A 22442-nucleotide genomic window follows, 5' to 3' on the forward strand; every position below is an offset into this window, starting at 1 on the left:
GTGAAGTGAGTGTGAAACTCGTGCTTTTGAGGCGCAAGACAGATAAATGGAGGTTTTGAATAAGAGAGTAATAGAGTGAAAAAATAAAAAGGGCAGTCCGTCGACTACCCTATGGGTTGCTAAACCAACCTGAGGCGATCAGTGTATCAAGCCAAGCTCCCTTGCTTCTTCAATGGTCAACCCACTTTCACGGATCTCACGTAACGCTTCAATGCGTCTTCTGGCTTCTGCTGATTTCACTGTTTTCTCTGGCTTCACAACGGTTTCCTCATCAGGTAATTCCCATTTGTGAGCGATGTTGGTCATCTCGTCATGGTCGATAGAATTAATGGACATATTTCCTCCGAACACACCATGTTTTCGATGCGTAATCTATAGCAAAACCGGAACAAGGTGGTAAGAAAAACTGTAGGGAAATGTGACCCCTCCCGCCCTTTCGTTAACTCCTTAATAGATTCATCATTTAAGTTTTGCCAAGGGACAAATTTACGATTAAATTTGAGTAATTCCCCCTACGAAAAGTGTGCTGATCTAGCTCTCAATTCTGCTCTTCTTTAGTTTTATCAACGACGCATTACACCACTTCCTGTTTCACCTAACTTTCGAGTCACTTCACTGATTCATAGTTTGATACTTTCTAAAAACCGCCACACCTGATAATGATAATAATTATCTTTTAGATTGGTAAGGTGTTTATATGGATGGTATTAACTTAAGTCATGCATACCACAATGACCCGGTCATCCAGATCCGAGATTTGTGCGTCGATTACATCACTGATAATGGTGATTTTAATGCGGTAAAGTCCGTCAGCTTTGATATCGGAAAAGGCGAAGTATTTGGTCTCGCCGGTGAATCTGGATGTGGTAAAAGCACAATCGCATTCTCAATAAATCGTCTTCATAAGCCGCCAGCGTTCATTTCTGGCGGTAAAATATGGTTTGATGGCAAAGATATCCTTAGTATCTCAGACTCTGAACTGACCGCTCTAAGGTGGAGTGAAATCGCCATGGTGTTCCAGAGCGCGATGAACTCACTCAACCCTGTCTTAACGATACAAGAGCAATTTGCAGATGTGTTACGACACCATCAAGGCCTCACTAACGCTCAAGCAAAAGATAGAGCAGAAAAGTTGTTGGACTTGGTCAATATTCCTCGAGAACGCTTAGCAGAATATCCTCATCAATTTTCAGGAGGAATGCGTCAGCGGTTGGTGATAGCCATTGCTTTGTCTCTAAATCCAAAACTGATCATTATGGATGAACCCACAACAGCATTAGATGTAGTGGTACAGAGAGAAATTTTACAGCAAATTTATCAGCTTAGAGATGAGTTCGGTTTTTCAGTCCTCTTTATCACTCATGACCTGGCACTCATGAGCCAGCTATGTGATCGAATTGCAATCATGCGTCACGGAGAAATCGTCGAAGTCAATCGAGCATACGATATACGCAATCATCCTCAACACCCCTACACGCAAAAGCTATGGGCTTCTTTCCCAAACATCCATGACGTCCACAAACAACCAGAGTTACAAGGAGCGTAACCATGAGCCAGCCTATCATCCAAATGAAAAATGTGATTAAAGAATTCAAAGTGGGCGGTGGTTTAGCGAAAGAGGAAACCTTTCGTGCGCTTCAAGGAGTGACTTTTGATCTGTACGCAGGAAAAACCTTGGCTTTGGTTGGAGAGTCAGGCTGCGGTAAGAGTACTTGCGCTCGCTTAATAACCAAAGTCTATCCTGCAACGGAAGGCGAGATCCTTTTCAATGGCACTGACATAAATGAGATCACGTCACGATCGGCTCTACAAGAATATCGCAGTAAAGTACAAATGGTGTTTCAAGATCCGTTTGGCTCTCTCAATCCAACTCATACCATTCGCCATCACCTAACACGTCCTTTAAAAATTCATAAACAAGTCAAAAACGAGCGCGACATCCCAGCCCGCTTGGAAGAGCTCCTAAAGCTGGTGGAACTACCTGAAGAGACATTGAATAAGTTCCCTCACGAACTCAGTGGTGGGCAACGTCAGCGAGTAAACTTAGCAAGGGCTTTAGCGGTAGGTTCGCAAATCATTCTTGCGGATGAGCCTACGTCTATGCTGGATGTTTCTATTCGCTTGGGAGTGTTGAATTTAATGCAACGAATGAAGGAAGAACTGGGAATTGGTTTTTTATACATCACTCATGATCTGGCGACTGCGCACTACATCGCGGAAGAAACCGCAGTAATGTACAAAGGGCAAATCGTTGAATGGGGCGACACTCATTCAATACTTAAGAATCCGCAGCATCCTTATACTAAGCTGTTGATTTCTGCCGTTCCTGATCCTGACTTACCTTTTGGTAACTTAGTGAAAAATGAGCCAAACTATTCGATAGATGCCGATGAAATTCGTCAACGTAGCAGCATAATTGTCGACGAATTTGATCAAATAGGGCCAAATCACTATGTAAAACAATGGACTGAGGCAGCGTAATGGATTTGAGTACTTGGCAAGATCAAATCGCCATGTGGTACGAACAGCGGAAACATGATCAAGTAGAAAAATTGGAAACGATCTTATATCAGGTGCCTGATGACGTGTTTGGACCCGAATTGAGTGATCTTCAAAGTAAAGCGATTGCTTGCTGGTTGGATGGATGTTTACGCGTGTTTCAACATGCAAGGTACCAAGACCCTCAGAAAGCATATCAAACCTTGCTTTATACGAGTGCAAAGCTTGAACAAGCAGCATGCCAAGTCTCGACTGATATTCTGATCAAAGATTGGTGTTTGAGACGACTTCAGCATCTCACCGTTGTGGCGTTAGAGTTTTGTAATCAGCAGTGTGATCAAAACAAGTGGCAGGAACAAGCCCATAGCTTAATCGAATCACATGTTGCGTTGATGCGTTCATTACATTGGAATGAACCCAAGAAGCATGATCAAGGTTTACCTCATTAGTCCGGAAAAATGATCAAGGCTTAATTAGCGGAATTTTAGGCAAAAAAAAGCGAGTTTCCTGAGGAGAAACTCGCGAAGTCTATTCAGAATGAATGTAACAATATGAGCCAATCTATTAATCATCAGAAAGGACAAAAGGTTGTCTATTCGGGATAAATAGTAGTATTAGGCTTGGCTTCTAATGTCAGTGGTTTGTAAGAGTTAAGTCTGTTTTTTATCATCGAAAGACATTGTTACATTTCAAACCGATACATCACACCTATAGCTTGATACACATCAAGCAACACTTTTAAATCGCCATTTCATCCAAGGCACGAAATACCATTTCATCCATGTGACCATCGAAGATTTGACGACAAACTTTCCGACGCACCGCTAACCCCGCAATCAAGCGCTCGATGGTAAGATGCTTAACATCGTTCTGGGTGTTAAACAGCTCGACGGTTTTACTTAATGTCTCATAAGGAATCGGCTCATCCCCTACCCTTAGCCAATCGAGCTTCTCTATGTAATCTGAGCACTCTTCTTTGATTGAGGCATACGAGTGCCCTGTCATCGCAGACAAAGCCGTTATACTGCGTTCTAGAGCCTCTGGTGAGGTATATTTAGATAGAGTAATGGTGATCTCATCAGCATTGATCTCTACCAAATGCTTTCTTTGCTTCACGCGTCGCCCTAAATTTCCTCTTGGAGACGGTGCTTTGCGTTGAATAGGCTCAAATTCGCCGTCTATGATGCCTGAGAGCTCCTCAAGCTGTTGTCGGGTTACCATCTCATTACGAAGTGGATTTGGCAGCGTAGGCGCCATGTTACGCTTTCCTGCGTTGGTCGTTCGCGCTCGCGAGTAACGTAAGACCTCTTCGACATCACATTTGATGTCGATCTGGTAGTCCATCACTTTGTCATTTTCGATCATGGTTTCGATCGTCAGGTGATAACCCCACAAATTAACGACGAATAGATCATCATTCCCTTTTCCATCAGACAAACGCTTTAGTTCTCGGATCAGATCCATGGAGAAACGTCGCCATTCAATGTTACGTGCAAGCTTCTGATTTAACTCACTCAGTAGCATGCAATCCGTGTGACGACGAACCATGCGACTACGGAAGAAAGAGTACAGTTGAAACACCAACGTATGTTGTTTCAAGATCTCTGGCGGAAACAAGAAGAAATAATCGCGTGTTAACAGCTCTTCATAAAACGAAGGTTCCCAAACTAAAATATATAAGTTTGGCTTGATACGAATTTCACCATCGCTTCCCTCCACAGGTGCCTCTTCAGAGGCTGTGATGGTTCGTGCAAGAAAACGAAAACGATCACTTTTGAAGCCCTCTGGCATGTTTTCACTTAGCCAACGTCCAGTAAGTTCATGGAGCTGAAAATCAGTGAATTCAATGCGATCAATGCTATCGCGAATGGAATCACGAGCTGGGCCACTGTCTTTTTTGCCTCTGAGCGACAAAATATCAGTGATGTATAGCGGCGTTTTGTTTGGTACGTGAGCAGCATCAAGCTGATACTGATCTTTGTGATGATCATGATACTGAACCGTTAACGTGAAGAGAGCGAACAGGGTCATGAGATCATCCACAGTCATGATATTTTTGGATGATCGCGTCTCAATAACGGCTTTTGTGCCAGAGATCGACACCATGGATTTCTGATAACTTTTTCGAGTTCTTGGTGGCGCAAGTGCTTGGTCAATTATCCCAGCCCAATTTGTTGGAGATACAACAAATTGATCGGCTTCATCTTTCATCGTGGGAGGTGTGTTTAACCCGTGCTCATTCAACAAACGTTTGTTTACTTGAGTCTGAGCCAATGCTTTCGAACGTTTTTGTTTCTCGTTCTGGCGAACTTTGTCGGTAACAAGACTTGTTGCTCCCAACACAGATATAAGCTGATTGGGATTCACAAATTTATGTAGCATCGTTTTACCAGCAAGTCCCTCTTCAAAACGCACTGGAGTTTGAGTAAATAAACCAATATTTACTGCCGCGCGCAAACGTTGTTGCAGAGCTGCACGTGTGAGTTGCCCATCTGTTGCTTCCACAATCTCTGTGGTTGAAACCAAACCATCCTTGCTGCTGAAGCCTCGTAATGAGATCAGATTAAGCAACTCTAAGATGCTTTTGGTCACCCCTTTGAAATGTTGGTACTGCTCTACCCAATCCGCAGAGGATTCATGTACCTCAAAAAGATGGCCATCTTTGTGGCTTCTCGGTGCTTTAATCAGAATTTTTTCATCAGCCGTCATTTTAGATCCAGATCACACTAGCCGTAGTTGTGCTATGGTTCCGAAGAATAAAGAAAAACAGATCATAAATAAAGAAAAAAGATTGTTTTTTAAATAACTGATCTTTTTGATTAATCTGATCTTAATTGATTATATGATCTAATGATCTGGCTTGAAATTTCTCGCTAAGCTTTTGTTCTATAAGACTATTATTTTCATGTGTTTCGGAACTATGATCATAAGAAGTCTGAAAGTATGATCAACAATAACCTGAAAGCATGATCATATTTATTCGTAAGCATGATCATTAAGGTTATGAAAAGATGATCAAAAGAGTCTTGAAACGATGATCATGATGTTTTTACAGGTTATCCACAGATGCAGTATTTAATAATGATCTTCACGATGATTATATTGTGCATTGGTGATGTTATTTATACTCGGATCGATGATCAAGAGCCAATATATCTATCGTTCTGGCGCCCATATTGATGAGATATCACTCATATGATTAAAATACATTCAAGTCGCTCATATTTAGAAGTAAATCCTAGTCTCTGCTTATTTACAGGAAGCATGATCATGAGAGCGTGATTTATCATAGCAACTTGAGCAATTTCATTGTTCCGGCTTCTATAACGTCAATTTCTGCTCAATCCCCCATTCTGTCTGCACTCAACCGTAAATCAGAGAAGAAAACTCATGCTTCCGAGAGATTCTAAGGCTTGATCATATTTCCGATTAATGGATCTTATTTTATTTGCGTGTTTACACCGTACTCTGCTCTATTTTTCCATGATCATGCTTTCGGATTTGCTTATTAACACGGAAGCATGATCATAAGCATACCTTGATCATACTTCCATAGATGTTTCGCTGGAACTGCCCTATTTTGCTCGGAGACATGATCAAGGTGTTCAGGTCTTTATTGTTCCGATATTACTTACTATTTATCGTTTAAATTAGGTTGGTCTAACATAACCCGTAATTTAGCTTAAGATTATAATCGTTCCGGTAGAAAATTGATTTACATTGTAAATGAGTGACGCTGTAACACTTTTTATTTTTAAGTTTAGGTGTCCACTTATGAGAAGATTATTTGATTAAAAATAGTTATCTTTTTGACCATAAATCATAAAAGCGTCGATTTGGGTGTTTTTTTATGTGATGGTAATTCAAAATGTTCGTGCACCTTTTTGTTGTTTTTGGTCTTTACTGCTGTACAATTGCAATTATAAATCCTTCCAACGGAATTTGGCATGAAAAGAGAAAAAACGATTGAAAACCTTCTTGAGTTAGCGGAGCTGACTCAGCAGGTTCAAGCTGACCGTATTGAAATTGTTTTAGAAGAGCGAAGCGATAACTACTTCCCACCAATGTCGAAAGCGATGATGGAAACCCGTTCTGGTCTAACTCGCCGTAAGCTCGACGACGCGATTGGTAAAATGGAAGCCGCTGGGCATCAATTTACTAAAAACAACGCGAATCATTATTCAATTACGTTAGAAGAAGCACACATGCTCATGGATGCGGCTGAAGTGCCTAAATTTCATGAGCGTAAAAAGAATTCAGGTAACAAACCTTGGATTATTAATGTGCAGAACCAAAAGGGCGGTACAGGTAAATCAATGACCGCGGTTCATTTAGCGGCATGTTTAGCGCTAAATTTGGATAAACGATACCGTATTTGTTTAATCGACTTAGACCCACAAGGCTCGCTACGTTTATTCCTCAACCCGCAAATCAGCATGGCAGAGCATGATAATATCTATTCTGCGGTAGACATTATGTTGGGTAACGTGCCTGATGGTGTGGAAATTGACAGTGAATTTTTACGTAAAAACGTATTGCTGCCAACGCAATATCCGAACTTAAAGTCGATTTCAGCGTTTCCAGAAGACGCGATGTTTAATGCGGAAGCATGGCAAACGCTATCTGAAGACCCATCACTCGATATCGTCCGTCTGCTGAAAGAGCAACTGATTGATAAAATTGCTGATGACTTCGATATCATTATGATTGATACCGGTCCACACGTTGACCCATTAGTATGGAATGCAATGTATGCATCAAATGCCTTGCTAATTCCTTGTGCGGCTAAGCGTCTGGACTGGGCTTCAACAGTAAACTTCTTCCAGCATTTGCCTACGGTATATGAAATGTTCCCGGAGGACTGGAATGGTCTTGAGTTTGTTCGCTTGATGCCAACCATGTTTGAGGACGACAATAAGAAGCAAGTTTCTGTTTTAACTGAAATGAACTATCTTCTAGGTGACCAAGTTATGATGGCTACTATTCCTCGTAGCCGTGCGTTTGAAACCTGTGCCGATACCTACAGCACAGTATTTGATCTGACAGTAAGCGATTTTGAAGGCGGTAAGAAGACACTAGCTACCGCGCAAGACGCTGTTCATAAAAGCGCACTGGAATTAGAGCGTGTGCTGCACTCTAATTGGCCGTCATTGAATCAGGGGTAATAAGTAAATGGCTTTGAAAACGTCTGAATTAAACGCGAAATTATTTGGCAAAACGAATAAGCGTCGTGTTGTGACTCCGCAAGAGGCGCAAACTGCGGCAAAAGAGAAAGCTCAAACGATTGAACTAGCAGTTGCAGGTGAAAATATTGTTCAGTTTGAACTTGTGCGTATTCCTGCAAATAAAGTTGCGACAGAAACAACAGTATTTGTTGATAACGCTCGTGAGCAATCGTTCTTAAACGAACATGCTTTATCTGATGTTTTAGTCACACTCAAAGAGCGTGGCCAACAATATCCAGCTGTGGGTCGTAGAACTGAAGATGGCAAGATCGAAGTTTTAGATGGTAGCCGTCGTCGCATGTCTTGTATCCTCGCTGAACAAGATTTTTTGGTTTATATTGCTGACAACATCAATACTGACCATGCTAAGTTTTTGTCTGATGTGGCAAATGCTCACAAACCGCTCTCTTTATACGAAAAAGGTAAAGAGATGCAGGCTAAGCTTGATAGTGGTGAAGCTGAGGATCAGAAAGCATTGGCAAAAATGTTCCAGTGCAGTGAAGCGTTGGTAAGTGGCGCTTTAAAAGCCGCAGCATTACCGTTAGAACTGCTTCAAGCGTATCCGAATGTTGGCGATCTCGGTCGCCCAACAATCGTGAAACTGCACAAACAGTTTTCAACGCTAACGCCAGAGCAGCAGCAAGAGCTGTTAGATAAATGTCGCTCTAGCGAAGGATTTTTATGGCAGCGAAGCACAGCTCAAGGCGTTGCTCGTCTGACAAAAGAAGTCACGGAAAGCATCGAAAATTGGATTACTGAACTTGCACCAGCAAAACCTGGTAAGAAGACGGAAAAAGTCGACTTAGTTAAAGGTCGAGCAAGCTATAGCCGAAAAGGTAGCAGCCTGGCGTTGAACTTGAAGAAAGTTGACGACAGCTTAATGGAAGAGATTCTTGCGTTTGTACAAACCAAACTGCAATAACAAATGATGATTGAATCAACCGCCTCCGGGCGGTTTTTTTATATCTGAGAAGCGTCAAATTAAAGATGTGATACCATTGCGTCAGTTCAACGTTGGATAGACAAAATGCAGACACAATCTGATTTCCTTTCATCACTTCAACATCAAGCTCACCAATCTTTCCAAAGGATTGGTGTTGTCATTCAAGGCGAGGCTTCTTGGCAAAATGCGTTGATGTCAGAGTTCCATAAAACGCAGCGCCATCAACGTTGGTTTTCTGTTGGTGATTTTGGTTTGAAAAACGTATCCAGTGTTTCGTCTAAACAAGGGCACATGTTGCTAGGCAGAGAGTGTGACGTTCTATTGTTTGATGCTCGAAATGGCTTTGACGCCAATAGTTTTACCGCCGCGCTTGGCTCATTGGCTGGCGGCGGTTTTCTTATTGTCATTACTGAGCTGCGACAAAATGCGAATTTTGCTCAGCAATGGATGCACAAACAATGGGAGAAGCTCGTTGTTATTGAGCAAGACAAACCATTGCCAACGGCTCCAGACATCAAGCAAGCAGAAAAAGAAAGCCACTACACGGAACAAGAACATGCCATTTCTCTAATTGAAAAGGTGGTGACAGGACATCGAAAGCGACCATTAATTTTGACCGCTGATCGTGGACGTGGAAAAACAAGTGCCCTCGGCATTGCGTGTGCGAGCTTATTACAGCAGAAGCCACTTAGAATCTTAATTACGGCACCATCTATAAAAGCCGTTGAGCCTGTTTACCAACATGCTTTGCGGCTACTTCCTAATGCGCAGCGTATTAGGAAGGACAGATTAGAATCAGGGCAGGGAGCCATTCAATTCATTGCTCCTGACGAACTTCTATCGAGCAGACCTGAATGTGATTTGTTACTTGTCGATGAAGCGGCTGCAATTCCAGTTCCTATGCTCAAAAGCATTACCGAACATTATCATCGACTCGTTTTTTCTACGACTGTTCATGGTTATGAAGGTTGTGGCCGGGGCTTTACGATTAAATTTGTTGATTGGCTTCAGAAACAGCGTTCGGGAATGAAAACATGGCACATGACACAGCCCATCCGCTGGAGCATGAATGATGCGCTCGAATCATGGCTCTATGACGCGTTTTTGTTGGATGCGGAGTTAACGCACCATCAACTTAAACAGGTCGACTCAATTTCCCTTTCTAAAGCCGATAAGAACAATTTGATATCGCAGCCTAGTTTGCTGCGTGAGTGCTTCGCTCTTTTGGTGAATGCTCATTATCAGACCTCTCCGAATGATTTGATTCACCTTTTGCAAGACGACAACAGTCAGCTCTATTTTGCTAAGCAAGATAATGCGGTTGTGGGGGTGATATTAGCGGTCGAAGAGGGGGGCCTTGACGATGAATTGGTTGAAGAAATCCAGCTTGGTAAGCGTCGTCCTAAAGGACACTTAGCCCCAATTACGATTGCAAACCACCTAGGATTCCCGAATGTCGCGAATCTATCGACGCTGCGAGTCATGAGAATTGCGGTTCATCCAGCATTGCAAGGAAAAGGCATTGGTCAAAAAATTCTGCAGCAACTTGAGCAAATGGATGCTAAACACATTGCCTACTTATCCACGAGTTTTGGTGCGACGGAAGAGTTGCTCTATTTCTGGCGACAATCGAACTTCCGTACAATTCGCTTAGGGTCAATGCGCGATGCTGCTAGCGGTTGTTATTCAGTCTTGATGGTCAAACCTTGTGATTCCCAACAGACTGCTTGGGTCGACCAATCTCAGGCGCTGTTTGAAGAAATGTTGTCTAACAATGTGGCTGACCTCTATCCAAAATTAGAAGCCCCTATTTTTCGAGCTCTATTACCGCAACCTTTGGGAATGAGTCCACTTCATCCCGCTAAATTATTACTAATTGAATGTTATGCTGATGGTGGTAACAGTTATGAGTCTGTGTCTGTGTGGCTTCAGCAGTGGTTACTTAACTTAGGTTTGAACTCCGCTTCCGACTTGATGATCAGTAAGCTTTTTCTTAACCGTAGTTGGACTGAATGTGCTCAGCAATTTGGTTTACCTGGAAGAAGGCAAGTTGAGCAGCAGTTAAGGGACGAAGTAAGACACATTTGGAGCGATTTACACTGTAAACAATAAAGGGAAATTTACACTGTAAATGAAATTATTGGGAGCTGATTTTACACTGTAAATCCAGCTCCTTTTTGTTTCAGCGTGTATTTTGATTGAGCTTTAGGTTAAATCGAGTTTTCTCTTAATATGCTGTTTAACCGTTATTGATGGATTACTTTCTTTAGTGACGTGAGCCCTATAATAAGAAATGCGAGGTTTGTTCAGAAAACGGATTTGGTTAGACTGAAAGTGTTGATGGGAAGCAAAGTGGTAAGGGTATGTGGAAGCTGTGTCTTGAGTTATCTGAAGATAAGACCAAGGTGATAGCCCGTCTTCCGGGAGAAGTGGACCTCGGTGGTGAGCTAAATCAAAATGAATTAAACGAGCAGCTCGTCGCAATGAACGCTGAAAAGATGTTTGTTGTTGAGGGGGAAGTCGTGAGATTCATTAACTGCGCCAAAGAACGTAAAGCCGAGGCCTACGAAGGCATCGTCATTGCGGAAAAACGCAACGCGCAAGTTGAGGTTGAATTATCGAATAATGACATGCTCGCCAGTATGAACGTTGTCGGCGCGTACGGAGGCCGAGGTTTACGTGGCCCCGAGATTGTTCAAGCCCTTGCTCAAGCGCGAGTTTCGAAAGGCATCAACAAACTGGCTTTGAAGAAAGTGTTGGTTGTCAGCACTCAGCTCAAACCCGGCGAAACTTTTTCTCAACCTGTAGCGGTTGGTAAGCAACCTATCAAAGGCAAAGACGCTCTTTTTACTCCTCTTGTTAAAGACATCACCAAACGCATCCTCAAACCCAAAGACGGCCAATCTGCTAGCGACAAAATTGATTTACGTAACCTCGGTGAAACTATCGCGGTTGACGTAGGCGATGAGGTGATGCGCCGCACGCCTGCGACCAAAGGTACGCCTGGTTTTACTGTTCAAGGGCGAGTGATTCCTCCACAAGCCGGAAAAGACAGCCCAATGAAGCCAGGCAAGGGCACCGAGATAAGCAAGCAAGACCCAAACCTATTGATTGCATCGGTATCCGGTACGCCTCTGATTAAAGACAAAACCATCGAAGTTGATAACGCACTCTGCCTCAATAGCGTTGGCGTGAATACAGGCCACGTGAAATTCAAAGGGAATGTGATTATCGGTGGCAACATTGAATCTGGCATGATTGTTAAAGCGACGGGTTCTATTACTGTAGGCGGCTTCATTGAATCGGCTGACGTACAAGCGCAAGACGACATCCAAGTTGGTAAAGGGATCATTGGCCACACCGTGAGTGATGGCCAGCCAAAGAGTTGTCACGTCAAAGCCAAAGGTTCGATTCGTGCCAGCTACGCCCAATATTGTGATTTGCAAGCCGGCGAAGATATTGAGTTGGCGGTGCACAGCATGAATAACGATATTGTTTGTGGGCGCAATCTGACGGTGCTAGACGCGAACGGTAGGAACGGCACGCTCAGCGGCGGAGATGCAAAAGTCGGTGGCAAAGTGGTGTGCTTACAATTGGGCGTAGAAGGCGACACCGCCACTAAGGTAGAAGCGTTCGCACGCTATTCTGCATTTAAGGAGCGATTAGCTGAGCTTAAAGAACAATACAAACGCGCTCAAGAAGGCACGATGGATGTGATTCGTAAAGAGCTCGAATTTAAGAAACGTCCTAAAGCCGAACGTACCGACGAAGAACAAGCTCAGATTGACGTGATGAAAACACAAAACAACGAGCAGCTTGAAGCGATAAAGCAAAAGCTAGAACAAACGGAACATGACTTTGAAGTCGCGTTAGAAGAAAATATTGTCGAAGCCAAAGAGCGTGTCTTCACTCGCGTGACGGTGCAGTTTGGCGACGAACAAGTAACGACAAAGCGCACTCATGGCGGTTGTTCGTTCCGTTTCAATCAATACGAAATTAAAGTCTCGGCGAACTTGGAAGAAGAGGACGTCGCTGCGGTTTAAGCTTTCTTACTCACTGAGCCCACACGTCGCAACAAGATGTGTGGGCTTTTTTATCTACAAATCGACAATGTGCTCTTGATAGTAGTCCGCAAGCGCACCCACTTGGCTGCTACACATTACTTTCATTGCTTGTTTAATGTGTTCTATTGGCCAGTTCCACCATTGGATATTGAGTAGAGTTTCAATCTCTTTATCGCTGAATCGTTGACGTACGACTTGGTTGTTTCCAACCACCACAGAATAAGGTTGCACGTCTTTCGTCACTACGGCGCGTGCTCCGACGACGGCTCCATCGCCGATGTTTACTCCGGGCATGATCATCGCCTCACTGCCAATCCAAACATCATTTCCCACCACTGTGTTTCCGGCACGCTCGAAACCGTCTTGTACGCCTTCTCCAAATTCTTCAGGAGAGAAGGGGAAGGTCGAAATCCAGTCAATGCGATGACCTTGGTTTCCTGCCATCATGAAGGTGGCTCCAGAAGCGATGGAACAAAACTTGCCAATGATTAATTTGTCGATGCTATCGGGTTCTCTACTTTGCCATTCTTGAAGTGTGACGGGGTCACCCAACAAGTAGCGTACCGCTTGCTCTTCGAAGCTTTTTTGATGATAGAAGCCCGAGTAATAGCTGTAATCGCCAACGATGATATTGGTATTAGTGATGTGATCTTTAATGACTTGACCTTTTAACCACGTGTTGAAAACACTCATAACTCATCCTTTCAAATTTAGGTTGTACAGAGTTTAGAGGCTTTCTATTATTTCCAGTAGTTTGATTTTAGAGATTCAGAATTACTGTATGGAAATAAAATGGCTCAGCTACGTACCACTTTACGTCGCTTTGTGCGAGGAGCGAAGTATTGCTGGCGCAGCAAAGCGACTGAATTGTTCGAATGCGCATGTAAGTCGGCAACTTAAACAGCTTGAAGACATATTGTCGGTGCAGCTTATTCAGCGAACTACGCGCCAGTTTAATTTGACCTACGATGGTTTGCGGTTTTATCAGCAGGTAAAGCAACTGCTCGAAGGCGCTGAGCAGATCAATGAGCAAGTCATGGCAAACGAGATCGTATCGGGAAAATTGAGAATAGCGGCGTCTGCTTCTTTCGGAGCCGCGTTACTTAGCCAAACATTGATCGAGTTTCGATTGCAACATCCACAAGTGAGCGTCGAAGTGATCTTCACAGAGACACCTCTCGACTTGATTGAGGCTGGGTTTGATATCGCATTCTACTTTACCGATACTCCTCCAGAGGGATACGTCGGCCATCAGCTACGCACTTTACACTGTAAACCGATCGCTCATCGCTCGTATTTAGCTGATAAACCAAATGTAAGTACGCCAGAGGAGCTTGGTGACTTAGAGCACATCCTTTATAAAAGTCGCGACTTGGTGTTAGATAAGTGGACGTTTACGCATAAGCAAACTCAACAGCAGTGCAGCATTGAGTTAGAAAGTACGCTGAGTTTTAATCTTGTCCAGTCCATGTTGGATGCTACTTTGGCTGGCTGTGGTGTAGCCATGTTAGATGAATTTGCACTGGCTAAACTCGACCCTGCACAAAAAGAAAAACTCGTGAGTTTGCTGCCAGAATGGCAAACGGATGCGATTTTGCCGCTTTATCTGCTTTACCCAAAACGTGAGCACTTACCAAGAAGAACGCGAGCGTTCATTGATCACTTTAGGAACATATATTCTGTCGGCGAATAGCGACAACAAACTTAGCAACAATTGAGGAAGCAAAGGAATGCGAAAACACTGTATTGCGATTGGCGGTGGGGGCTGGATGATGGGAGAGAATCCGAGCCCGCTCGATCAATACATTTTGTCTTTGTCTGGTAAGGAGAATCCAAACATTTGTTTTCTACCGACAGCCACGGGAGACGCCGATGAAGTGATTGAACGTTTTTACGATGCGAAGCTTAGTGAAAACGTGACCCATTTTCCGCTGTTTAAGTTTGAAGCTGGTTGGAAAGAAACGCTATTTGAACAAGACATCATTTACGTCGGTGGCGGTAATACGCGTTCGATGTTGGCCATTTGGCGCGAATGGGGTATCGATAGAATACTCAAGCAGTGTTATGAACAAGGCATCATCATTTGTGGCATGAGCGCAGGTGCAATTTGTTGGTTTGAGTTTGCGGTGACAGACAGTGATCCCGAAGCATACCAAGTTATGCGTTGTCTTGGATTTATTGACGGTTTGGCTGCGGCGCATTTTTCTCATGTAGGTGAGAAGTTCGAGGTTTTCCAAGCCTTTGCTCGTTCTCAACCGAGCATCACTTGTTATGGCATTCACGATTATGCGGCATTGCACTTTGTCGATGGAAAATTGTTAGCTACTGTCACCAGCTTTCCTGATGCCGGTGTGTTGGTTAAAACAGGTAACGAAGAAAACATATTGCGAGGGTGAGCTTCTTCAAATCAGCATTAAAGGCAATAACTACTGACCGGACATAGAAGAAGCTCATGGATTCAGCTAACTTACATTAAGTATCGTGCTTACAGCTCGTAACGCAGACCTAAGTGGTAGTAGCTTTCGTCTGCGTGTGCACCGCCAAACGAGACTTCTTGTCCATTGCTGTAGCCACGCGAGCCGTTACGATCAACGTAGTTTGTGTAGATAGAAGAACGAGGCGTCAGTTTGTATTGCACTTCTAGCGTTGTATCTTTCAGCTCTAGCTCGTCACCATCACTGTTTTCTAAAGAACGATAACCAGCACGCAGTACCCATTTGTCATTTACACTGTAAACCGCCGTTAGTTCCATCACTTTGTCGGTACTGGTTTGTGAGTAATAGCCCTCTAGTTCATCTTCCGAGTACAACGCACCCAACATCAAATCACCTAGGTAGTAACGCGTACCTGCGCCCCAGAATGTGTAATCGGTGTCGTTGCTTTCACGTGCATCACCTTTATTCTTCTGCATCGCTATCACTGGTGCCAAGGTACCCAAATTCCCCATGTCTAGCGTATAACGCAGTGCAGCGTTGTAACCGTAGTCGAGCTCAGAAGTGTTGTTTCCTAAAATGTACGCGACAGAAAAATCGACATTACCTAGGCTGTTTTGGTATTGCAGCGTGCCATCTTGACGGAAAACTTGCGTTGCGGTTTTGTCGACTTTATTCGCTTGGCGCGCCATAGAAACATCGGAAGAGGCGAACACATCACCAATGTCGGTAAACATAATCAATCCAGATGCCACGCGACCACCAGTAATGCGACCATAATCTTTCGCATCAATACCCGCCCATACATAACGTGCGGTCAGAGACGGTTTGTCGTTTACTTGGTTTGCGTATTCAGCGGCACCCACTTGGTATTGCGCTTGGCCGATGATCGACGCGTACTCGTTGATGGTTTGTGAACCGTTTAAACCAATACGGCCATCAAACTCGCCATTTGCATCGCCGTGCTCGTCATTTTTACTGGTGACATTGAAACCAAGACGAGAGTAAATATTTAAAACTGACCCATCTTCCGCTTGATACAGCTGCGCTGCCATTGCGTTTGATGCCATCAACATAGGGAGAAGTAGAGTCAAAATGTGCTTTTTCATGATTAACGACCTTTCATTTCTATTGTTTTAGGTACGACAAAGCCCCTTCCGAGTAACGGAATAAGAAAAATTGTCGTGAAGTAGAGAGAGGGTGCGCCCTTGTTTGCCAAGGGCGCGAGCTAGTCCATTCCTATAGGGGAAGAATGATTTAGCTTAAATCGACGTCTTTGCAGCCAAAGAAGTAAGTCGCGAGGAAGCCAACGATATAAGAGATAAGCAGGCCAGCAACAAACACTATCATGCTCGGGAAGATGCCATTTTCAGATGTCATGAGAGGAATCGCCACGATACCGGACGGGCCAAACACCGTATTAAGACCAACTGGTAAGCCAAGGTAAGAAACTAAACCGATAAAGAAGCCGCCCGCAGCACCACCAATACAAGCGGTAACGAATGGTTTTACACGTGGTAATGTCACGCCGTAAATCAATGGTTCGCCAATGCCTAGAAGACCCGGAATAATAGCGCCTTTAACTTGAGTGCGCAGTAGAGCGTCTTTTTTGGCTTTGAAATACAGCGCCATTGACGCGCCAACCTGACCGCCACCTGCCATCGCCAGGATAGGGAATAGTGAGTTAAAGCCCTGTGCTTCCATCAATGCGAAGTACACTGGAACAAAACCCTGGTGGATGCCAAATACCACAGAAATTAAGAACAAACCTGCCAAGATTGCAGCGCCTAATGGGTTATCGTTCAAGTTGAGGAATAACCAAGACATCCCTTTAAACAGCTCGCCGCCGATTGGCATGATGATCAAGAAGGTTACCGCACCCATGATCAACAGAGTGATAACGGACGTTAAGATCATGTCCAGATCATCTGGCATGTATTGACGAACCTTACGCTCGACTTGTGCACCGATGATCGCTGCTAAAAGTACGCCGATAATGTTGCCGCGCGGATCAATCGCAAAGCCGAAAAACTCGTTCATGCCAGAGTAAATGCCGGATGTCGCCTCTGGGTTGTAACCCAGCACAAACAAAGAGGCGAGAATGGCACCATTAACACCAGAGCCGCCAAATGCTTGCTGCGCGTTGTAACCAATCAGAATACTTAGGAACGCAAACAGACCCTTACCAAAGACTTTCATGTAGGCGATCAAATCCAACATAAACTGGCTTGGTGTCTGGTCGAGAACAAACATTTGTTCCAATAACGTCGCAAAACCTAGCAACAAACCAGCGGCAATAAAACCAGGGATCAACGGCGTAAAGATAGTGGCAAACTTGCTTAAAAAACGCTGAACCGCACTGGTTTGTTTGCTCTTCATCTGCTTTTTCTGCTCGGCTGCGACGGCAGAAAGATCTTGTTGCGGCATATCTGCTTCTTCACTGTCACCAGAGGTTAAGCTGTCGATCAATTGATTCATCATCTCAGCCGCTTGTTGAGCTTTTCCGGGACCGAGAATGATCTGAAACTGCTCATCGCTTTCCACCACACCCATTACGCCGGGAATTTGCTTGATAACTGATTGATCAGCCAAGCCATTGTTGGCGAGCGATAAACGCAAACGCGTCATACAGTTACCACATTTGCTTACGTTGCTACTGCCACCCACTGCGGACAGCAACTGCGATACTGTGTTTGAAGTTATTTTTGCCATAGGGTCTATCCTTCAGAACTCGGATTATTTAGTTATTATTTAGTGCTGCGCGAATAAAGCCGTTGTGCGCGGCGAGGCGTGATTTGGCTTGTTCGGCATCCAAATCGGCCAAAATCATTAAGATGGCGGTTTTGCAGTGGCGACCGCAGGCATTTAATGCTCGCTCTGCTTCTTCTTTTGATGCGTCGGTTGCTTCCACAACAATGTTGGTTTGGCGTTGGATGAGCTTGGCGTTAGTGGCTTCTACATCCACCATTAAGTTGCCAAATACCTTACCGCTACGAATCATTGCGCCTGTCGTGAGCATGTTTAGCACCAGTTTTTGTGCGGTGCCGGCTTTCATGCGAGAAGATCCAGTGACAACCTCTGCGCCAACTATCGGCAGAATCGCGATGTCGGCCGCTTCTGCCATGGCACATTCTGGATTACAGGCGATAGATGCGGTCGTGGCTCCGATGGATTTAGCGTAGTCCAAACCACCTAGTACATAAGGTGTACGGCCACTTGCAGCGATGCCTACAACCACATCATTCTTGGTGAGGTGAAGTGCTTTTAAGTCGTCTTGACCCATTTTCGCGTTGTCTTCTGCGTTTTCTACCGCTTTTAAAATCGCTTGATGCCCACCAGCAATTAAGCCAATCACCATATCTGGATGCGTGCCGTAGGTAGGAGGACACTCGCTTGCATCAAGAATGCCTAAGCGACCTGACGTACCAGCTCCCATGTAAATTAAACGGCCACCATTTGCAAAAGCTTGGGTAATTGCGTCAACTGTCTCTGCAATTTGTGGTAGCACCGCTTTTACCGCGAGCGGGACTTTTTGATCCTCTTCATTAATGACTTGCAGCATCTCGATTGTCGAAAGCGTATCGATCTCGGCACTGGCTGGGTTACGGCTTTCTGTCACCAATCTGCTTAAATCAATTTTCATGTTTTGCACTCTTTGTAATGTTCAATCTGAGGGCGATTTTATGGAATAAAATATTCAGGTTTGGTGACAAAAATCACACTTGAGGTTATTCTTTATGCAGGAGAAATTTGGAATAATGAGAGAAAATATACGTCTATTACATCCGGGATTAACTGTCTTGGTTAGAATAATCAGTGGGTTAAATCAAACGCCTATTATTTCTGTTTTGGAATAATTTATTTAATATTTTTGAGGTTTTTGTTGTGTCAGTTATCAATAGGATAGTCGCGAGGCGTACTCAGCTTTCGCAAAGCGGTCGTTTGGTTGGCGATTGGATTGTTGAAAACGCAGAAAAGGCGGCGCTGCTCACCAGCCAAGAACTTGCGGCGCAAGTAAAAGTGAGTCAATCGAGCATTGTGAAATTTACTCAGCGTATCGGCTTTAAAGGTTACAGCGAGTTTAAGTTAGCTCTGAATGAAGAGATTGGCCGTAAGCATGCGATGCAGTCGACACCGCTGCACAGTGATATTTTGGCTGACGACCCCATTGCGGTTATTTCACAGAAACTGGTGAAAGCGAAAACCGACGCTATGTTTCAAACTACCAATACGCTGTCTTACGAAGCGTGTCACCAAGCGGTGAAATGGTTGAGTGAAGCGCGTCGAGTGCAAGTGGTCGGGATTGGGGGCTCTGCACTGACCGCGAAGGATTTAAGCTTTAAACTGCTTAAACTTGGTATTACGGCGCTTTCTGAACAAGACAGCCACGTGCAGATTGCTGTTGCCCGCACGCTCTCTCCAGAAGATGTTCAGATCGCAATCTCGTTTTCGGGTGAGCGCAAAGAAATTCTCGTCGCGGCAGAAGCGGCAAAAGAGCAGGGCGCGAAGGTGATTGCGTTATCTGCGCCTGGAAGAAGTCGCTTGCGCGGTATTGCCGATATTACGTTTGATACGATTGCCAATGAAACGGAACATCGCAGCTCATCCATTGCTTCGCGTACCGCGCAAAACGTGATCACCGATTTGCTGTTTATCATCTTGGTTCAACAAAGAGACGACAGTGCCCGTCAGTTGATCAGCGATATCAGTACCGACATCAAACAGATCCTCACATGATCGCTTGTTCAACAGTGGACTAAAGATCCGGATCGTGCCTCAGTAAAGCAATAAAAGCGGATAGATGCTTTTCAATGGTGAGATCGGCAGAAATTGCCGGTAACTCCAACGTGATGCAAGGTAAATCACGTTCACTACACCAAGTGCCGAATGAGCCGGGTGTTTCGTAGTCGACATCGTCCACGATTGGCAGCTGAAACTGCTCGCCGAGCCATTTGGCAAGGTCGGAATGTTTGGGATCATCCACAAACGCAAGCGGTTCATGAAACGACACCACAAACTTTGGCTTGCGCAGTTCAATCAAGTTAATTAATGCGCTAACTTCAGGCTCTAGTTGGTTTTTAGTGCCAGTTTTTACCTGTACGTCTCGAACGGGTGTGTGAGAGCTCCATCGATACACTGTGCCATGCTCAGTCCAATTTTGGGTTGGAAACGCGCGATTGAGATCCACTTGGTTTGCATTTGCGCGTGTGCCTAGTTGGTTGCCGTCAGGATTCATTGACAGAATCACATCATGTCGTAAGTTTTCAGCAGGCAAGCTTCTTAGCGCGCAGGACAAACCTGCAATCGAGGCCGTCTCGTCCCCGTGAGTGCCTGCCAAAATCAAACCTCGCGAAGCACTTTCGACTTGAGCCGGAAAATACAGTAATGGCGCACCAAGCACGGATTGACCGTATGATGTTGGCCGAATTAAAAATGCCGCTCTTTCCGTTCTTGGAATTAGACTCACCGTAATCTCCTGATTGATGAAGTAGTATCAATATCTAAGCTAATTACACCTAGCTAAACTGAACCGTTTAAACTCGTCAACGGTTGAAATGTTAATTGTGGCACTTGCTTCACAAGACGCGTTAGGAGAACGAAAAACGATATGGATTTTAAAAAACATTCAACGGCGTTGCTGATTTCCTCTTTATTCACCCCTTTTCTTGCTACATCAGTTGCTGCGGAGACCTTACCTAAAGACATTCAACTTGCCGCAGAACAGCATTTAGTACGTGCGAATGACGCAGAGGCGGCGACGCTTGACCCAGCGAAAGCCGAAGGTCTGCCAGAAATGCATGTGATTCGTGACTTATTTGAAGGGCTTGTGATTCAAGATCGTGACGGAAACATTATTCCCGGTGTGGCAGAATCATGGGAAACCAACGACAACCAAACCTTTACTTTTCACTTGCGCAAAGACGCGAAATGGTCGAATGGCGAGCCTGTGACAGCGGATGATTTTGTCTATTCACTGCGCCGAGCGGTGGACCCGAAGACCGCTTCTCCAAATGTTTGGTATCTCAAACTCACCAAGATCAAAAACATCGCCGATGTAGCAGAGGGCAAAAAGCCTTTGGACGATCTCGGTATCAAGGCAGTGGATAAATACACCCTACGTTTTGAGTTGGACAGTCAAGTGCCGTACTTTGTTGCTATGACTGGGCACACGTCCATGATGCCAGTGCATCAAGCGACAGTGGAAAACCGCGACAAGCCGTGGAGCGATCCAGACCAATTTGTTAGCAACGGTGCATTCACATTGGATAAGTGGGTCGTGAATGAGCGCATTGAACTGGTTAAGAGTCCAAGTTACTGGGACAGCGCAGATACGCATCTAAACAGAGTGACTTACATTCCGTTTGAAAACCAAAACGCGTCGATCAATCGTTATGCGGCAGGAGAGTTGGATATCACGTCCGATGTGCCGACTCATATGGCGCAGAAGCTTAAACAAGATTACAAGCAGGCTTACACGGTGGTGCCATTACTGTGCACGTATTACTACGCGTTCAATACCACTCGTCCGCCATTTGATGATGCGCGAGTGCGTCAAGCGGTGTCGTACTCCATCATGCGTGATGTGATTACGAATGGTGTCACGCAAGTGGGCAACCTTCCTGCGTATACCTTTGCGCATCAGTACACTGCCGGTTTTGATGCGACGCCCCCTGAGTATAGTAAGTGGAGTCAGCAACAACGTGACGAGAAAGCGCGTCAGTTGTTAAAAGAAGCGGGTTACAGCAAAGACAAGCCGCTCGATTTTAAATTGCTGTACAACACCAGTGAGGCAAACAAATCGATCGCGGTTGCGATAGCGTCGATGCTACAAAAAAATCTCGGTGCAAACGTGGAGTTAGAAAACCAAGAGTGGAAGTCGTACTTAGTGGCGCGTAAACAAGGCAATTTCGATGTGATGCGTGCTTCCTGGTGCGGTGATTACAATGAAGCGTCTACTTTCCTGAGCTTACTTCGCTCAGGTTCTTCGGGTAACTTTGCACGTTACAGCAATGCAGCGTACGACAACGCGATGAACAGTGCATTGGCTGCAACCGATGAGAAAGCGCGCCAAGGATTTTACGACCAAGCTGAACGGTTGCTGGCGGCAGATATGCCCATTGCGCCAATCTATTATTACATGCAAGCGCGTTTGGTTCGTCCAACCGTGGGTGGCTTTGCAAAAAACAACGTAGAAGGGCGCATTTACTCGAAAGATCTCTACATCAAGAAGTAGCGCTCAAAACAAGCGATAAATACGAAGCCCCGAAGATGTGTCTTA

The 22442-nt window shown here is 44.7% G+C and carries 18 protein-coding genes; 11 read left to right on the forward strand and 7 right to left on the reverse strand.

Annotated features, from left to right (window positions below; genetic code table 11):
* Positions 1–138: 138 nt before the first annotated feature.
* Entirely contained in the window at positions 139–336 is a 198-nt protein-coding gene (locus tag R7O03_RS14560) for a PA3496 family putative envelope integrity protein (protein WP_005374493.1), read from the reverse strand.
* Between the two features lie 361 nt (positions 337–697).
* Here R7O03_RS14560 and R7O03_RS14565 point away from each other — a divergent pair, with 361 nt between their 5' ends.
* The 3 genes from R7O03_RS14565 to R7O03_RS14575 are packed head-to-tail and all read left to right on the forward strand — an operon-like array spanning position 698 to position 2948.
* Complete coding sequence (locus R7O03_RS14565; protein WP_005374497.1) at positions 698–1546, forward strand: ABC transporter ATP-binding protein; 849 nt, start codon at positions 698–700, stop codon at positions 1544–1546.
* Positions 1547–1548: 2 nt separating this feature from the next.
* Entirely contained in the window at positions 1549–2481 is a 933-nt protein-coding gene (locus R7O03_RS14570) for an ATP-binding cassette domain-containing protein (RefSeq protein WP_213966438.1), read from the forward strand.
* Positions 2481–2948 carry a hypothetical protein gene (locus R7O03_RS14575; protein ID WP_005374501.1) on the forward strand — a complete coding sequence of 156 codons (468 nt, stop codon included), beginning with the start codon at positions 2481–2483 and terminating at the stop codon, positions 2946–2948. The genes R7O03_RS14570 and R7O03_RS14575 overlap by 1 nt, the downstream gene beginning before the upstream one ends.
* A 289-nt stretch (positions 2949–3237) precedes the next feature.
* Here the strand turns inward: R7O03_RS14575 and R7O03_RS14580 are convergent, their stop codons facing one another.
* Positions 3238–5208, reverse strand: a complete 1971-nt coding sequence (locus R7O03_RS14580) for a replication initiator protein RctB domain-containing protein (RefSeq protein WP_017635223.1) — start codon at positions 5206–5208, stop codon at positions 3238–3240.
* A gap of 1238 nt (positions 5209–6446) precedes the next feature.
* On the opposite strand from R7O03_RS14580, the gene R7O03_RS14585 reads away from it, so the two are divergent.
* From R7O03_RS14585 to R7O03_RS14600, 4 genes are all read left to right on the forward strand, one after another.
* Entirely contained in the window at positions 6447–7664 is a 1218-nt protein-coding gene (locus R7O03_RS14585; RefSeq protein ID WP_005374503.1) for an AAA family ATPase, read from the forward strand.
* A 7-nt stretch (positions 7665–7671) separates the two neighbouring features.
* Entirely contained in the window at positions 7672–8646 is a 975-nt protein-coding gene (locus R7O03_RS14590; RefSeq protein ID WP_318131800.1) for a ParB/RepB/Spo0J family partition protein, read from the forward strand.
* A 105-nt stretch (positions 8647–8751) separates the two neighbouring features.
* Positions 8752–10779: a tRNA(Met) cytidine acetyltransferase TmcA gene (locus R7O03_RS14595; RefSeq protein ID WP_213885267.1), complete on the forward strand. Its 2028-nt coding sequence runs from the start codon at positions 8752–8754 to the stop codon at positions 10777–10779.
* Positions 10780–11030: 251 nt separating this feature from the next.
* Positions 11031–12710, forward strand: coding sequence for a DUF342 domain-containing protein (locus R7O03_RS14600; RefSeq protein WP_167415796.1), 1680 nt, complete (start codon positions 11031–11033; stop codon positions 12708–12710).
* 54 nt (positions 12711–12764) lie between these two features.
* Here R7O03_RS14600 and catC read toward each other — a convergent pair whose 3' ends face one another.
* The gene (gene catC, locus R7O03_RS14605; protein ID WP_318131801.1) at positions 12765–13424 is read right to left on the reverse strand and encodes a type C chloramphenicol O-acetyltransferase; all 660 of its coding nucleotides are present in this window, start codon (positions 13422–13424) and stop codon (positions 12765–12767) included.
* An 88-nt stretch (positions 13425–13512) separates the two neighbouring features.
* Between catC and R7O03_RS14610 the strand changes: the two genes are divergently transcribed.
* A complete protein-coding gene (locus R7O03_RS14610; protein ID WP_017635661.1) occupies positions 13513–14424 on the forward strand; it encodes a LysR family transcriptional regulator in 912 nt (303 codons plus the stop codon).
* 37 nt (positions 14425–14461) lie between these two features.
* Entirely contained in the window at positions 14462–15127 is a 666-nt protein-coding gene (locus R7O03_RS14615; protein WP_054575283.1) for a peptidase E, read from the forward strand.
* 89 nt (positions 15128–15216) lie between these two features.
* On the opposite strand, the gene R7O03_RS14620 is transcribed toward R7O03_RS14615, so the two are convergent.
* The 3 genes from R7O03_RS14620 to murQ all read right to left on the reverse strand — a co-directional run bounded on the left by R7O03_RS14620 (position 15217) and on the right by murQ (position 18806).
* Positions 15217–16272 (reverse strand): porin, encoded by a 1056-nt coding sequence (locus R7O03_RS14620; protein ID WP_318131802.1) that lies wholly within the window; start codon positions 16270–16272, stop codon positions 15217–15219.
* A 148-nt stretch (positions 16273–16420) separates the two neighbouring features.
* Complete coding sequence (gene murP, locus R7O03_RS14625) at positions 16421–17875, reverse strand: PTS N-acetylmuramic acid transporter subunit IIBC (protein WP_318131803.1); 1455 nt, start codon at positions 17873–17875, stop codon at positions 16421–16423.
* Between the two features lie 28 nt (positions 17876–17903).
* On the reverse strand, positions 17904–18806 hold the full coding sequence (gene murQ / locus R7O03_RS14630) for an N-acetylmuramic acid 6-phosphate etherase (RefSeq protein WP_318131804.1): 903 nt from the start codon (positions 18804–18806) through the stop codon (positions 17904–17906).
* A gap of 242 nt (positions 18807–19048) precedes the next feature.
* On the opposite strand from murQ, the gene R7O03_RS14635 reads away from it, so the two are divergent.
* Complete coding sequence (locus R7O03_RS14635) at positions 19049–19900, forward strand: SIS domain-containing protein (RefSeq protein ID WP_005383578.1); 852 nt, start codon at positions 19049–19051, stop codon at positions 19898–19900.
* A 19-nt stretch (positions 19901–19919) separates the two neighbouring features.
* On the opposite strand, the gene mpaA is transcribed toward R7O03_RS14635, so the two are convergent.
* Complete coding sequence (mpaA, locus tag R7O03_RS14640) at positions 19920–20630, reverse strand: murein tripeptide amidase MpaA (RefSeq protein ID WP_005383577.1); 711 nt, start codon at positions 20628–20630, stop codon at positions 19920–19922.
* 141 nt (positions 20631–20771) lie between these two features.
* Here mpaA and R7O03_RS14645 point away from each other — a divergent pair, with 141 nt between their 5' ends.
* A complete protein-coding gene (locus R7O03_RS14645) occupies positions 20772–22397 on the forward strand; it encodes an ABC transporter substrate-binding protein (RefSeq protein ID WP_005383575.1) in 1626 nt (541 codons plus the stop codon).
* The last annotated feature ends 45 nt before the right edge of the window (positions 22398–22442 follow it).

The organism is Vibrio sp. Vb2960 (genome assembly GCF_033337665.1).
Lineage (GTDB): Bacteria > Pseudomonadota > Gammaproteobacteria > Enterobacterales > Vibrionaceae > Vibrio > Vibrio alginolyticus.

Excerpts from the sequence above, each read along its gene's own strand:
- R7O03_RS14570 (WP_213966438.1), top strand. The coding sequence starts at position 1,549 with ATGAGCCAGCCTATCATCCAAATGAAAAATGTGATTAAAGAATTCAAA.
- R7O03_RS14615 (WP_054575283.1), top strand. The coding sequence starts at position 14,462 with ATGCGAAAACACTGTATTGCGATTGGCGGTGGGGGCTGGATGATGGGA.
- catC (WP_318131801.1), bottom strand. The coding sequence starts at position 13,424 with ATGAGTGTTTTCAACACGTGGTTAAAAGGTCAAGTCATTAAAGATCAC.
- R7O03_RS14565 (WP_005374497.1), top strand. The coding sequence starts at position 698 with ATGGATGGTATTAACTTAAGTCATGCATACCACAATGACCCGGTCATC.
- R7O03_RS14610 (WP_017635661.1), top strand. The coding sequence starts at position 13,513 with ATGGAAATAAAATGGCTCAGCTACGTACCACTTTACGTCGCTTTGTGC.
- R7O03_RS14595 (WP_213885267.1), top strand. The coding sequence starts at position 8,752 with ATGCAGACACAATCTGATTTCCTTTCATCACTTCAACATCAAGCTCAC.
- R7O03_RS14575 (WP_005374501.1), top strand. The coding sequence starts at position 2,481 with ATGGATTTGAGTACTTGGCAAGATCAAATCGCCATGTGGTACGAACAG.
- R7O03_RS14600 (WP_167415796.1), top strand. The coding sequence starts at position 11,031 with ATGTGGAAGCTGTGTCTTGAGTTATCTGAAGATAAGACCAAGGTGATA.
- R7O03_RS14645 (WP_005383575.1), top strand. The coding sequence starts at position 20,772 with ATGGATTTTAAAAAACATTCAACGGCGTTGCTGATTTCCTCTTTATTC.
- R7O03_RS14580 (WP_017635223.1), bottom strand. The coding sequence starts at position 5,208 with ATGACGGCTGATGAAAAAATTCTGATTAAAGCACCGAGAAGCCACAAA.
- R7O03_RS14590 (WP_318131800.1), top strand. The coding sequence starts at position 7,672 with ATGGCTTTGAAAACGTCTGAATTAAACGCGAAATTATTTGGCAAAACG.
- murQ (WP_318131804.1), bottom strand. The coding sequence starts at position 18,806 with ATGAAAATTGATTTAAGCAGATTGGTGACAGAAAGCCGTAACCCAGCC.
- R7O03_RS14585 (WP_005374503.1), top strand. The coding sequence starts at position 6,447 with ATGAAAAGAGAAAAAACGATTGAAAACCTTCTTGAGTTAGCGGAGCTG.
- murP (WP_318131803.1), bottom strand. The coding sequence starts at position 17,875 with ATGGCAAAAATAACTTCAAACACAGTATCGCAGTTGCTGTCCGCAGTG.
- R7O03_RS14560 (WP_005374493.1), bottom strand. The coding sequence starts at position 336 with ATGTCCATTAATTCTATCGACCATGACGAGATGACCAACATCGCTCAC.
- R7O03_RS14620 (WP_318131802.1), bottom strand. The coding sequence starts at position 16,272 with ATGAAAAAGCACATTTTGACTCTACTTCTCCCTATGTTGATGGCATCA.